6 protein-coding genes and 1 pseudogene are annotated in these 14,425 nt (G+C 65.2%); 3 read left to right on the top strand and 4 right to left on the bottom strand.

The window, feature by feature from the left end; translation table 11 throughout:
- Positions 1–57: 57 nt before the first annotated feature.
- The 3 genes from GTP77_RS00885 to GTP77_RS00875 all read left to right on the top strand — a co-directional run bounded on the left by GTP77_RS00885 (position 58) and on the right by GTP77_RS00875 (position 6,715).
- Positions 58–1,821 carry a glycoside hydrolase family 43 protein gene (locus GTP77_RS00885; protein ID WP_223149281.1) on the top strand — a complete coding sequence of 588 codons (1,764 nt, stop codon included), beginning with the start codon at positions 58–60 and terminating at the stop codon, positions 1,819–1,821.
- Positions 1,818–4,532, top strand: coding sequence for an exo-rhamnogalacturonan lyase family protein (locus GTP77_RS00880; protein WP_161070279.1), 2,715 nt, complete (start codon positions 1,818–1,820; stop codon positions 4,530–4,532). The genes GTP77_RS00885 and GTP77_RS00880 overlap by 4 nt, the downstream gene beginning before the upstream one ends.
- Positions 4,533–4,690: 158 nt before the next feature.
- Positions 4,691–6,715: a M13 family metallopeptidase gene (locus GTP77_RS00875; protein ID WP_161070278.1), complete on the top strand. Its 2,025-nt coding sequence runs from the start codon at positions 4,691–4,693 to the stop codon at positions 6,713–6,715.
- Here GTP77_RS00875 and GTP77_RS30440 read toward each other — a convergent pair.
- The 4 genes and pseudogenes from GTP77_RS30440 to glmS form a co-directional block, all read right to left on the bottom strand.
- A pseudogene (locus tag GTP77_RS30440) lies at positions 6,703–8,210 on the bottom strand (FAD-dependent monooxygenase). The gene GTP77_RS00875 and the pseudogene GTP77_RS30440 overlap by 13 nt on opposite strands.
- A 107-nt stretch (positions 8,211–8,317) precedes the next feature.
- The gene (locus tag GTP77_RS00865) at positions 8,318–11,287 is read right to left on the bottom strand and encodes a TonB-dependent receptor domain-containing protein (protein ID WP_161070277.1); all 2,970 of its coding nucleotides are present in this window, start codon (positions 11,285–11,287) and stop codon (positions 8,318–8,320) included.
- Positions 11,288–11,495: 208 nt separating this feature from the next.
- Positions 11,496–12,452: a CE1 family esterase gene (locus GTP77_RS00860; protein ID WP_161070276.1), complete on the bottom strand. Its 957-nt coding sequence runs from the start codon at positions 12,450–12,452 to the stop codon at positions 11,496–11,498.
- Positions 12,453–12,454: 2 nt separating this feature from the next.
- Positions 12,455–14,284 (bottom strand): glutamine--fructose-6-phosphate transaminase (isomerizing), encoded by a 1,830-nt coding sequence (gene glmS, locus GTP77_RS00855; protein ID WP_161070275.1) that lies wholly within the window; start codon positions 14,282–14,284, stop codon positions 12,455–12,457.
- Positions 14,285–14,425 lie beyond the last annotated feature (141 nt).

Raw genomic sequence — 14,425 nt, 5'->3', positions numbered from 1 at the left:
GAAAGATTGCGCATATCATGATTTTTGCCATCATGTACCCCTGGACGCGAGACCTCTTTGAGAACCAACTTTGCCTTCCTGCTGTTCGCCGCCGGCTGCGCCATCGCCGTTCCATCGCATGCCGCACCGGCGGCGGCCCCCATGCCGCCTGGCGTGTGGGTGCCGGACCAGGGCGACGGCAGCTACATCAATCCCGTGCTCAACGGCGATTACTCCGATCCCGACGTGGTCCGCGTTGGCGATGATTTCTACCTGACCGCTTCCAGCTTCACCAATATCCCCGGCCTGCCGGTGCTGCATTCCAAAGACCTGGTCAACTGGACGCTGATAGGCTACGCGCTGGACAGGAACGTGCCCGCCGCCCACCATGCGGCGCCCCGGCACGGCGGCGGCGTATGGGCACCCGCCATCCGCCACCACGGCGGCAAGTTCTACATCTACTACCCCGACCCCGATTTCGGCATCTACATGGTGAGCGCGACCGATCCCAAGGGACCATGGACGGCCCCGGTGATGGTGGACAGCACCAAGGGCGCCATCGACCCCGCGCCGTTCTGGGACGACGATGGCCAGGCCTGGCTGGTGCACGGCTACGCCGCCTCGCGCGCCGGCTTCGCCAACGTGATCACGCTGAAGAAAATGAAGACGGACGGCACGCAGACGCTGGACGCCGGCGTGCGCATCATCGAAGGCGACAAGCTGCCCAAGGCCATGACCTCGCAAGGTCCGATGCCGTGGTTCACCACCGAAGGCCCCAAGCTGTACAAGCGCGGCGGCTACTACTACGTGTTTGCGCCGTCCGGCTCCGTCAAGGGCGGCTGGCAGGGCGTGTTCCGCGCCAAGCGCATAGACGGCCCCTACGAAGCGCGCAATGTGATGGACCAGGGCGACACCGCCATCAACGGCCCGCACCAGGGCGCCTGGGTGGACACGCCGTCCGGCGAAGACTGGTTCCTGCACTTTTCCGACACCGATTCCTACGGCCGCCGCGTGTTCCTGCAGCCCATGCGCTGGAACGCCGACGGCTGGCCGGTGATCGGCGCACAGCAGGGCAAGCAAAGCTACGGCGCGCCGGTCAGCCGGCACGCCAAGCCCAAGGTGGCGGCGCAGCCCGTCGCGGTGCCCGCCAACAGCGACGAATTCGACGCGGGCTACCACCTGGGCTGGCAGTGGGCCGCCAATCCCGCCCAGGACTGGGTGGACGGCTCCGTCCGTGGCCAGTTGCGGCTGAAGGCGGTGTCTTCGTCCGCCAACCTGTGGGAGGCGGGCAATCTGCTGACCCAGAAACTGCCCGGCATGGCCTTCTCCGTGACCTCCAGCGTGGAGCTGCGCCCCGGCGCCATCGGCGAACGCGCCGGCCTGCTGGTGATGGGCTACGATTATGCGTGGATAGGCCTGGAAAACACGGTGGACGGCCTGCGCCTGGTGCAGACGGCGCGCCTCAAGTCCAATCTCGGCCTGCACCTGGGGGCGCTGCAGCAAAGCTCGGAAACGGTGGTGACCGCGCCGGTGGCCGTGAAGGGACCGGTGCACGTGCGGCTCAGCTTTGCGCCGGTGGAAGTGGCCGCGCTGCCGCCGGCGGAACGCCTCTACTGGCCGTCCATGCTGCGCGCCACGCACGCCAAAGTGACGTTCAGCTACAGCCTCGACGGCGCCACTTTCCACCCGCTCGGCCCCGCGTTCACCACCCAGCCGGGCCGCTGGGTAGGCACGCAGGTCGGCCTGTTTGCGCAAGCGCCGTCCGGCACGCCGTCCTTTACCGCTACCCGCGTCGGTTACGCGGACTTTGACTACTTCCGTTTTTCCCAAGCCAAGCCATGACCACTCCTTTCAGCCGCCGTTCCTTCCTCCAGGCCTCGATGCTCGCATCGCTGCCGCTCGCCACCGCCAAGGCGCAACCGCCTGCCGCCACGCCAGCCTCCGGGCCTGCCGCGCCCGCCATCCAGCCCACCAAAGGCGCCGCCCTGCAATGGCTGGAAGGCAGCGTTCCTGCGCTGTCCAACGGCGCCACGGTGGGCCTGCCTTGGCCCAAGGGCGCGTTTCCCAAAGACCAGTCCTTCGTGCTGGCCGGCGCCGCCGGCGAGGTGGCGGTGCAGACCTGGCCACTGGCCTACTGGCCGGACGGCTCGCTGAAATGGACCGGCCACGCCCTGCCGGCAGGCGCGGGCCTGTCTAAAGAGCTGGCCATCAAGCCCGGCAAGGCGGCTGCCGCCGCCATGGCCGTGCGCGTGCAGGAAGGCCCGAACGCGGTTGAAGTGGACACCGGCGTGATCCGCGCCACCATCCCGCGCAAGGGCGTCGAGCTGATTTCCGCCATCCGCCGCGACGGCCGCGACATTGCGCGCGGCGGCCGCCTGGTGGCCCTCACCGACGACCAGCCGGACGCCTCGGCCGGCGCCGTGCGCCAGACCAGCTACGAGAGCACCGTCAAGTCCGTCACCTTGGAACAGAACGGCCCGGTGCGCGCCGTGCTGCGGATAGAAGGCAAGCACCGCAGCGGCCAGCGCGAATGGCTGCCCTTCACCGTGCGCCTGTACTTCTACGCCGGCGCCGAATCGGTGCGCATCATGCACACCTTCGTCTTCGACGGCGACGAGCACAAGGACTACCTGCGCGGCATCGGCGTGCGCTTCGCCGTGCCGCTCACGGACGAGATGCACAACCGCCACGTGCGTTTCGCCGGCGAGAACAAGGGCGTCTGGGGCGAGGGCGTGCGCACGCTGACCGGCTTGCGGCGCGATCCCGGCGAAGCCTTCCGCAAGGCCCAGGTGGCCGGCGTGCCGGTGCCGCCGCTGGAACAGATGAACAAGCAGGTCAGCAGCCGCCTGAACCTGATCCCGGCCTGGGGCGACTTCACCTTGTCGCAGCTGTCGGCCGACGGCTTCCAGATCCGCAAGCGCACCAAGCCGGGCCACGGCTGGATCGACGCCAGCTGGGGCCGCCGCGCGGCCGGCTCCGGCTACATCGGCGGCATTTCCGGCGGCGTGGCCTTCGGCCTGCGCGACTTCTGGCAGCGCCACCCGACCCAGCTCGACATTCGCAATGCCCACACCGACGCGGCCGAAGTGACGCTGTGGATGTGGTCGCCCGACGCGCCCGCGATGGACATGCGCTTCTACCACGACGGCATGGGCATGGAGACCCACGAGCAGGAGCGCGAAGGCCTGGAGATCACCTACGAGGACTACGAAAAAGGCTACGGCAGCCCGGTGGGTGTGGCACGCAGCAGCGAGATCACGCTGTACGCGCTGGCCGCCACGCCGTCGCGCGAGCGCATGGCGCAGCTGGCCGAAGCGGTGCAGCTGCCGCCGCAGCTGGTGAGCACGCCGGCCCACTACCTGGCCTGCAATGTGTTCGGCGGCATGTGGTCGCTGCCGGACCGTTCGCATCCGCTCAAGGCCCGCATCGAGGACGAGCTGGACCGCCGCTTCGACTACTACCGCAGCCAGATCGAACAGCACCACTGGTACGGCTTCTGGAACTACGGCGACCTGATGCACACCTACGACGAGGACCGCCACAGCTGGCGCTACGACGTGGGCGGCTACGCCTGGGACAACTCGGAACTGTCGCCCGACCTGTGGCTGTGGTATTCCTTCCTGCGCACCGGCCGCGCCGACATCTTCCGCCTGTCCGAAGCCATGGTGCGCCACACCAGCGAAGTGGACATGTACCACCTGGGCCAGTTCGCCGGGCTGGGCACGCGCCACAATGTGCAGCACTGGGGCTGCAGCGCCAAGCAGGTGCGCATCAGCGCGGCCGTGTACCGCCGCTTCTACTACTACCTGACCGCCGACGAGCGCGTGGGCGACATCATGCGCGAGCTGCTGGACGCGGACAGCAAACTGGCCGCCGTGGACCCGGTGCGCAAGCTGAAGGACGCACCGCCGCCGGGCAAGTTCCCGGTGCGCGCCGCCTTCGGCACGGACTGGGGCTCGCTGGCGGGCAACTGGCTGACCGAGTGGGAGCGCGGCGGCAAGCAGCGCTACCGCGACAAGCTGCTGGCCGGCATGCACGACATCGGCGCCATGCCCAAGGGTTTCTTCAACGCCGAGCGCGCCGGCTACGAGCCGGACACCGGCCGCTTGCACAACCTGATCGGCGATGACGTGAAAGCGTCGCACCTGAACGCGGTGTTCGGCGCGGTGGAGATTTTTGCCGAGCTGATTTCGCTGACCGGCGACGCCGCCTTCGAAAAAGCCTGGGTGCAGTACTGCGCCATGTACAACGCGCCGAAAGCCGAGCAGGCCAAGGTGCTGGGCAAGGCGCACAACGGCACCAATGCGCTGCAGGTGGGCCATTCGCGCCTGACCGCCTACGCGGCCTGGCGCAGCAAGGACGCGGCGCTGGCCAAGCGCGCCTGGCGCGAGTTCAGCCATCCGCCGGCCAAGCCGGTGCGCACCGTGCGCATCAGCGGCCCGGCGGTGCTCAATCCGGTGGACGAGGTGGCGTGGATCAGCACCAACGACACCGCGCAGTGGGGCCTGGCGGCGATCCAGAACCTGGCGCTGGTGGGCGATTACATCGAGTAGCGAAACAGCCGCCTGTCAACAGGCGGCAAATAATCAGCTTACTCCGGGCGGGATTTTACTATTAGTAACAAAATATGATGGACGGGTAATTGTGTCATGTCCCGTAAGGCTTTGATAATGCTGGCAACGCTCCGCCTTCAAATCCTACAAGGACATGCATGAGAACCCGTCTTTCCCAGCTCGCCCTGGCTGCCCTTTCGCTCGCCGCAGCCGCACCCGCCACCGCTGTCGGCCTGCCTGAATACGGAACCTTCGGCCTCGACCTTGATGCCCGAAGCACAGCAGTCAAACCCGGCAATGACTTCTGGTCCTACGCCAACGGCGGCTGGGCGCAGCGCACGCAGATCGGCCCCACCATGGACGCGGCCGGGGTGACGGTGCTGATGCACGAAAACGCAAGCAGCAACGTGCGCCGCATCGTGGAAGACATGGCCCGGCAGCCTGCCTATGGAACTGCCGGCCAGCAGATCGGCAAGCTCTACCTGAGCTGGATGAACGAAGCCGCGATCGAGGCGCGCGGCCCAGCGGCGCTTCGGCCTTACCTGGCACGCATCCAGTCCGCCAGCAGCCACGCTGCAGTGCAAGCCCTGTTTGCCGAAGCCGGCTATGCCTCGCCGCTCGCGATAGAGCCGGATGTACACCCTGCCGATCCGCGCCGCTATATCCTCAACATCGCGCAAGGCGAACTCGGCCTCCCACGCGACTACTACCTGAAAGAGGGCGGAGAGTACGCGCGCGTGCGCAGCGCCTACCGCGCCTACGTGCGCCAGGTGCAGGAACTGGCCGGCATGGACGGCGCCGAGGCCAAGGCGGACGCCATCATCGCGCTGGAAACCGCGCTGGCAAAAGTCCACTGGACGATGGCGGAATCGCGCGAGCAGTCGAAGACCAGCAATATCGAAACCCGCGCCAGCCTGGAGGCCAAGTACGCGGAATTCGACTGGACCAGGCTGCTGGCAAGCTACGCCTTGCCGCCCGCTGCGGAGGTGCTGGTGATGCAGGAGAGCGCCGTGAAGGAGATTGGCCGCATCGTGGCCGCCACGCCGGTGCAGGACTGGAAGGACTACCTGGCGTACCGCTTCATCAGCGACCATGCGGAAAGCCTGCCGGCGTCCTTCGCCAACGCCAGGTTTGAACTCTACGGACGGACGCTGGCCGGCCTGCAGTCCCGGCCGGAACGGTGGAAGCGCGGCGTCCAGCTGGTCAACAGCATCTTTGGCGAGGAGGTCGGACGCATTTATGTGGAACGCCACTACCCGCAAGCGGCAAGCCGGCAGATGCGGGAACTGGTGGAAGATGTGCGCGCCGCGTACCGGGACCGCATCAGCGCCTCTTCCTGGATGGACAGCGCAACCAGGCAGAAGGCGCTGGCCAAGCTGTCGGCGCTCAAGGCCCTGATCGGCGGGCCGGACAGCTATCCCGGCCGCGCGGCGGGGGCCATCGAAAAAGATGATTTGCTGGGCAACCTGGTGCGCGCCGATGCAGCGGCAAGAAAGCGCGGCGCCGAGCGCTTGCACAAGCCGGTCGATCCGGCCGAATGGCTGGTGACGCCGCAGACCATGAACGCGTACTACGACTATCACTCGAACGCCATCGTGTTCCCGGCTGCGATGCTGCAAGCGCCGTTCTTTGACCCGCGCGCCGACGCGGCCGTCAACTACGGCACCATAGGCGCGCTTATCGGCCATGAAATGGGCCACGGCTTCGACGACCAGGGGCGTCAGTACGGCGCGGACGGCACCCGCGAAAACTGGTGGACGGAAGCGTCGGCGCAGTCCTTCCAGCGGCGCGCCGATGCGCTGGCCGCGCAGTACGACCACTACCAGCCGCTGCCCGGCGCACAGGTCAACGGCAAGCTTACGCTGGGCGAAAACATCGCCGACTTGAGCGGGGTCGAGGCAGCCTACGCAGCCTACCAGTCGTACCAGAAGCGGCATGGCAAAGCCAAGGTGCTCGCGGGCCTGAGCGGCGAACAGCGCTTCTTCATGGCCTTTGCGCAGGGCCGGCGCGCCAAGGTCAACGAGGCGGCAATGCGCCAGCTATTGGTGATCGATACGCATGCGCCGTCGCTGTTCCGGGTCAACGGCACGCTGCGCAATGTGGACGCCTGGTACCGCGCCTTCAATGTCCAGCGCGGCGACGCTTTCTATCTCGCCCCTGCGGAGCGCGTTCATATCTGGTGACCGAACCAGCGGCTTGCCGCCGCCGCCGCGCCTTCCTCGTCCAGACTGGCCTCATCCACCCAGGCGACGATGCCGTCCGGACGCACCAGCACGGCGCTCAGCCCCAGCTGCGCGCAGGCCTGGGCCGCCACGTAGGCAATGCGGCCAGCCCAGCGCTGGGAGAGCGCCTGCAGCGGCTTGCCGAGGGAGAAATCGAGCAGGAGCCCTTTGCCGCTGCTGAAGTGCTGGCCGCAGCGCGTGCCGTCGGCCAGCTCGAAGTCCGGCACGCTGCGGCCGACCAGCGGGTGCTTGCCGCCAAGGTCGTAGGCGATGGATACGCTCCACACGCGCTCCGCACAGTAGGTGGCGCCATCGGCCGTATCGACGAGATCGCGGATGATGGCTTCAAGCGCGCGTGAACTGCGGCTGGGCCGCATCACCGCCACCTGCGCGCGCGACCAGTCCAGCACCTGCGCGCCCACCGGATGGCGTTCCGTGGCGTAGCTGTCCAGCAGTCCGTCCGGCGCGTGCCCCTGTATCGTCGCCGCCAGTTTCCATCCGAGATTCATCGCGTCGCCCAGCCCGAGGTTCAAGCCCTGGCCGCCGAGCGGCGAGTGGATGTGCGCGGCATCCCCGGCGAGCAGCACGCGGCCTTGGCGGTAGGCGGTTGCCTGGCAGCACGGTCCGTCCACGTTGTCGCCAGTTCAAGGCTGGCCACGGTCACAGCGGTGCCGGAGATGCGCCGCAGCACTTCCTGCACATGCTCCAGCGTGATGGCCTCGGAGCGATGGCAGGCGCCCCCGTCAAAGTCCACCATCGCAATGGTGCCGGGCTGCTGGTAGGTGTACATACCGGCCGCCGTGTAGTGGCGGCCCACGGCGAGCTGGGCGGGATCTTCCAGCACAACTTGAATCGAGTAGCCTGTGAACTCGGGATCCGTGCCCGCGAACTCGAACCCGGCCGCCTTGCGCACGGTGCTGCGGCCGCCATCGCAGCCTACCAGCCAGCGCGCGCGCAGGGAGTCGCCACCGGCGCGGATGGTCACCATGTCGTCCGACTGCTCAAGACTCTCCACGCCCAGGCCGCACCGGATCTCAACACCCATTGCCAGGGCGCGTTCGGCGAGGATGGATTCGACCTGCTGCATGGTGGTCGCCAGGCTGGTGGGAACTGGGCCGGCGATGCGATAAGGCCATTTGGCCGTATCGATTTTGTCGTGAAAGAACTGGATACCGGCAAAGTGGCCGCCGGGGCGCCGGGCCTGCATCTCCCAATGGGCGGCCGGGCCTTTCGGCGGCGTCAATGCAGCGAGCAAGCCGCGACGGTAAAAGGCTTCGATGCTGGGCGCGGAAAGGCCGCGCATGCCGAAGGGGAGTGCTTTCAGGGGTGAATCCGGATGTGCGGATTTTTCGAGGACCAGCACGGAAACACCGGCGCTGCGCAGCTCGCAGGCGAGAAACAGCCCGACCGGGCCGGCTCCGGCGATGACAACATCATGGATCAAGGGATTGGACATGAACTACTCCTTCAAAGCCGTTCGACCGGAGCAGTTCATCGGGATGAGAACCACACGGACGAACACAGGACGCACGAATGGCGGCGTGCAGCCTGTGCCTGCGCCGATCAGAACTTCTGGTTGAATTCAACGTAGAAATAGCGGTCGGGCATGCCGAAGTTGAGCGGATAGCTGCGGTTGGAATTGATCGCCAATGGCGGCACCTTGTTGAACACGTTGTTGACGCCGACCTTGATGCGGCTCTTCGCCCAAGGCAGGTAGGCCACGCTGAGGTCGTGCAGCGTGTATCCGGCTATGCGGTTGGCGCTGCCGCCGGCCAGGAACGGCAGGTATTTGGCGGTGGCGGGATTGCTCGCATCGCTCTGGGACTGCAGCGGGCCAAGGTCGTTGCACAGGCCGACCGCTGCCGTGCCGCTCAGGATGCAATTTTCCGTCTGATGCGAGAAATAACGGGCGCCCCAGCGCGCGCTCAGTTTGCCCAGGCTCCAGTCCAGGTTGAAATTCGAACGCAAGCGGTAGTGCGATCCGCTGGAAGTGGTGGCAGTCGTAAACACGCCAACCTTGTCGATAGGCGCGGAAGGCGTATCAATGACTCTCGTCAGGAAGGCGTTGTTGAGTTCAAAGGCAAATTTGCCGTAGCTGGTGGTCTTGGGACGGTAGCGCAGGTTGACGTCCACTCCCGAGAAGCGTTCGCCGCCTGGGCCGTTCATCGCGCTAATGCGAATGTTGTTCACTGCGCCGTTGGCGCCGCGCACCAGCCAGCCATCCGGGCACAGGCCGGGATTGCCGGGGTCGGACAGGCAGTTGAGCACCATCTGGTTCGCGTTCGGCTTCAGGATACTGTCGTGGAACAGCACGTCCCAATAATCGACGGTCAGGTCCAGGCCGGGCACGTAATGCGGGCTGTACACGAAGCCGGCGGTGCGGAAGATGTCGCGCTCCGGGCCGAGCTCTTGATTACCGGTGCTTAACTGGGTTGCCTGTGCGGGCAGGGTGGTGCGGGTATCGTAGCCGCCGGAAGGCACGCCGGCTGCACGGCATTGCGTCTGCTGCTCCGGCGTCAGCTGCGCGTAGCGGTTGCTGGCAATGGTGCCGTTCGAGTTGGTGGTGAACGAGCACGGGTCGGTCACCGTGACGGCCGATGTCTGGGTGTTCTGGATGATGCCCGACAGGTCCAGGCGGTAGCCGGTGCTGAAGCTGGCGCGCAGCGCCAGGTCATCGGCCACGCGCCATTTCAGGCCAAATTTCTTGTTGTTGACGCTGGCGCCGCTGTCGTAGCTGGAGTGGCGGAATGCCAGGCTCAGGTCCAGCATCTTCATGAGTGGCAGGTTCTTCAGCATCGGCACATAGAATTCAGCGTAGACATCCTTGGAACCATAGCCGCCGCCAGTGTTGCCGCGCGTGCCGGCCAGCACATCGCCATTGGCATAGCCCACGCCATTGCCGGTGTTGCCGTACACGATATGGCGTTCGAAACCACTCGCAAAGCCTACCGATCCGGCCGGCAGCTTGAACAGTTCCGGAGAGCTGACCTGGGCGAAGTAGTCGTGGTCCCAGAAGTTGTTGAACCAGCTGGCTTCGTCGGAGCTGAGACGGATGTAGTTGATCATCTCCGGGGTGAGGGTGCCTGCGCCCAACAGGTTGACCGGCACGCAGCCGGCGATCGTATTGCCAGGCGTGCCGCAGACGATATTGCCGCTGGCGTCCTTGAACGATGGGCCAAGGGCGGCGGTCAGGCGGCTGACGCTGATTTCGTTATCGCGATGGGCGAGCTGATGGGTGGAACCGTACTCCATGCCGGCTTCCCAGTCGAAGCTGCGGCCCGCGAACTGGAAGTCGCCGGACAGGACAGGCGAAATGGCCCGCGTCTTGGTGTTGGCGACGCGCTGCTCCGGCCCCAGCTCCGTCGCCGCGCGCTGGACGCGTCCGATCGCCACGCCAAACGGGTTGTAGTAGCTGTTCTTGGCGATGAAGATATTGGCGCCGTTGGCCAGGCCGCCCGGGCCGAGGTTGAAGTCGACTGGCGGGGTGTCGGCAATCGAGTCCGTCTCCATGATTTGCGCGGTCACGCGGAGCTTCATGTGATCGCTGAAACGGTAGGTCATATCGCCGACCAGCGACTTCTGGGTCAGCGGGGTGATCAGGCTGTTGAAGACCTGGCTGTTGTAGCTATCGCTTGGACGGTTGTAAGTACGGTACTGGTTGCCCGCCGCGCCCAGGGCTGGATTGTAGGGCGTGGTGTAGGTGATGAAATTGTTCTTGTTGCCGCTTGGGTCGGCAAGCGTGCTGGCGGCACAGCCGCCCGACGCCAGCAGCGCGCCCTTGCACAGCTGGAAGCGGCCGGCCGGCGTGTTGTCGGTGTAGTTCTGGGAGCCGGAGCCGAACGGGGAACGCTCCCTGGTACGCGCGTAGTCGCTGTTGTGGATGCCGTCGCCTTTGTTGATCTGGAGCGACAGCAGGCCGGAGTAGTTTTCGCCGGAGGTGCCGGCGGTCAGTTCGACCTTCCTCTGGTCGCCGCCGCCGTGCTGGTTGGTGCCGTAATAGGCACGGGCGTCAACACCGTCGTAGTGGTCTTTCAGGATGATGTTGATCAGGCCCACCATCGCATCACCGCCGTACAGCACCGAGCCGCCATCTTTCAGCACGTCAATGCGTTCCACCGATGCCAGCGGGATGGAGCTCAAATCCACCGTGCCGTTCAGGTCGGAGCTGCCCACCCATCGATGGCCGTTGACCAGCACCAGGGTGCGGCCAAAGCCGATGCCGCGCAGGTTGGCAAAGGAGTTCTGGTCGGCATTCGAGGTGCGATTCCTTGCATCGCCGGAGATGGCCATCGTCTGCAGCACTTCATCCAGTCCGGTGACTCCGGTGGCGTCGATTTGCGCGCGCGAAATCGACTGGATGGGCACCGAGGATTCCATGTCGACGCCCTTGATCTTGGATCCGGTGATTTCGATGCGGTCGACTTTGGGAGCAGCATTTTGCGCGAACGCGGATGCGCCGTAGAGAGCCGCGATAACGGCGATGGTGATGGGTTTGGCGTGTAAGTTGGCTCGACGTCGGATTTGGCTCTTCACTACGTTCTCCATATGTGCAAAGTATGAGATAACGTTATCACTTAATTGTCATATTTTGTTCATAGTCTTTCGATTTTTTTTCATGCTTTATCAAGCGAAAGCGGAAATTCTCTGGGTGTCCAATTCGGCATCGAAACCACATTTTTATGCCAGTTTGAAGATATCGTTATCACATAAGGTAATGCGATAAGCGTATAAGGTCCACCCCTTATTCAAGCACGGTGCGCTTGTCCTTGAAGAAGGCCCAGGCCTCCTCGGCTGCCTCGATGTCGCCGTTCTGGGCGCCGGGGAAGCGGGAGAACAGGCCGGGGTAGCGCTTCACCATGCTGGGCTCGGCGTGGCCGCCGCCGTCTATCTTCAGCAGGCAGACTTGCAGCGCGGCGGGGTCGCCTCCCCAAGTGTAGCGGGTGACGCGCGTGGCCGCGCCCGGATGCCGCTGCGGGATGGCGGCGACGGCGGGTTCACCGTGCAAGCCGGCCAGCTCGCGCCAGACGGCGACGGATTCTTCCACGCTGGTCATCGGCGCGGCGAGCGAGGAAAAAATGGGGAACTGGTAAAGGAACTTGCGCCCGGTGTAGGGGATGAAGGGATCGGCCGTGCCCGCCATGAACAGCACCGGCAGCGGCGTCCGGGGCGGGCCGCAATTGCTGTCCACAGGCATGGCGGCCAGCGCCACCGAAAAGGCCGCCAGACGCGGTGCCATCTCGGTTGCGGCGCGGTAGGCCATCATGCCGCCTTTGGAGACGCCCATGAGGTAGATACGCGCTGGATCAACTTCATCCTCGGCGATGGCGCGGTCGATCACGGCGCTGATAAAGCCGGTATCGTCGGTTTGGGGGTTGGCGGTCACGCCGGCGTAGCTGTCGTTCCAGGCGCGTTCGCCACGGCGCTTGCTGCCGTCCAGGGCGATGACCACCAGATGCTCGCGCTCGGCGATCTCCAGCCACAGCGACAAGGGCGATGGCGGGAAGCGCAGGCCCAGCAGCTGTGCGGCGGAGGAACCGGCGCCGTGCAGCAAAATAACCAGCGGCCGCTTGCCCGCAGCGGCACCGACAGGCGTTGCCTTCAAAAAGTGGCGCAGCCCTTCGGGGCGGAGCAGCGTGCCCGCTTCAATGCGCGCCTTGGCGCCTGTGCTGGTATCGCTGCCCTGGAAAAAGTCCCGCACTCTTATTCGACGGTCACCGACTTGGCCAGGTTGCGCGGCTTGTCCACGTCGGTGCCGCGCGCCAGGGCGGAGTGGTAGGCCAGCAGTTGCAGCGAGACCACGTGCAGGATGGGCGACAGCTGGCCGTAGTGCTCGGGCATGCGGATGACATGCACGCCGTCGCCGGAGGTGATGCGCGAGTCCACGTCGGCAAACACGAACAGCTGGCCGCCGCGCGCGCGCACTTCCTGCATATTCGATTTCAGCTTCTCGATCAGCGTGTCGTTGGGCGCGATGGTGACGACCGGCATTTCCTCGGTCACCAGCGCCAGCGGACCGTGCTTCAGCTCGCCCGCAGGATAGGCCTCGGCGTGGATGTAGGAAATCTCCTTGAGCTTGAGCGCGCCTTCCAGCGCGATCGGGTAGTGCAGGCCACGGCCCAGGAACAGTGCGTTTTCCTTGCGCGCGAATTCGTCGGCCCAGGCGATGATCTGGGGCTCCAGCGCCAGCACCGAGGTGATCGCCGACGGCAGGTGGCGCATGGCTTTCAGGTGCGCGGCTTCCTCTTCGTCAGTCAGGCGGCCGTTCACTTGCGCCAGGGTCAGCGCGAGCAGGAACAGCGCGGCCAGCTGGGTCGTGAAGGCCTTGGTCGAGGCCACGCCCACTTCCACGCCGGCGCGGGTGATGTAGGCCAGTTTGCATTCGCGCACCATGGCGCTGGTGGCCACGTTGCAGATGGTGAGCGTGTGTTCCATGCCCAGCGCGCGTGCATGCTTGAGCGCGGCCAAGGTGTCGGCGGTTTCGCCGGACTGGGAGATGGTGACGACCAGGGTGCGCGGGTCGGGCACGGAGTCGCGGTAGCGGTATTCGCTGGCGATTTCCACGTTGACCGGCACCTTGGCGATGGATTCGATCCAGTACTTGGCGGTGGAGCCGGCATAGTAACTGGTGCCGCAGGCAAGGATCAGCACGCGGTCGATTTCCTTGAACACTTTGTAGGCGCCATCGCCGAACAGCTCGGGCATGACGCCGGTGATGCCTTCCAGCGTGTCGCCGATGACGCGCGGCTGCTCGAAGATTTCCTTCTGCATGTAGTGGCGGTACGGTCCCAGCTCGGCCGCGCCGGTGTGCGCGTGCACGGTTTTCACTTCGCGTTCTACCGACTTGCCGTTCACGTCAACGATCCACACTTTGCCCAGCTGCAGGTCGACCACGTCGCCTTCTTCCAGGTAGATGATCTGGTCGCTGGTGCCGGCCAGCGCCATGGCGTCGGAGGCGACAAAGTTTTCGCCCTGGCCCACGCCGACGATGAGCGGCGAGCCCTGGCGCGCGGCCACCACGCGGTGCGGCTCTTCGCGCGCGAACACGGCGATGGCGTAGGCGCCGTGCAGGCGCTTGACGGCTTGCTGCACGGTGTCGAACAGGTCGCCGTTGTACATGTGGTCGACCAGGTGGGCGATCACTTCGGTGTCGGTCTGGCTCTGGAACACGTAGCCCAGCGCGGTCAGTTCGGCGCGCAGCTCGTCGTGGTTTTCGATAATGCCGTTGTGGACCAGGGCGATGCGCGCGTTGTCCGAACTCGGCGAAAAGTGCGGGTGGGCATTGTGCGAGGCGGGCGCGCCGTGCGTGGCCCAGCGGGTGTGGGCAATGCCGGTGAAGCCTTTGAGACCGGTTTCATCCACCTGTTTTTCCAGGTCGGCCACGCGCGAGGTGCTGCGCGAGCGCTGCAGGGCGCCATCCACGTGCAGCGCGACGCCGCAGGAGTCGTAGCCGCGGTATTCCAGGCGCTTCAGGCCTTCGAGCAGGATGGGGGTGATATTACGTTGCGCTACCGCGCCGACGATGCCGCACATAAAAACCTCTTTGCTGGATGAATGGTTGATGAATCCATACTAGAGCAGAGGTGTTGAAATAAGCTGTCTAAATTCAATCGTGCATGAAATATTATTTCATGCGTGTATGATGATGAAATTAAATTTCAAACCATGATGAAT

Origin of the sequence: Pseudoduganella aquatica (genome assembly GCF_009857595.1) — a bacterium.
Taxonomy (GTDB): Bacteria; Pseudomonadota; Gammaproteobacteria; order Burkholderiales; family Burkholderiaceae_D; genus Rugamonas; species Rugamonas aquatica_A.
This window is presented reverse-complemented; position numbering and strand designations above follow the sequence as displayed.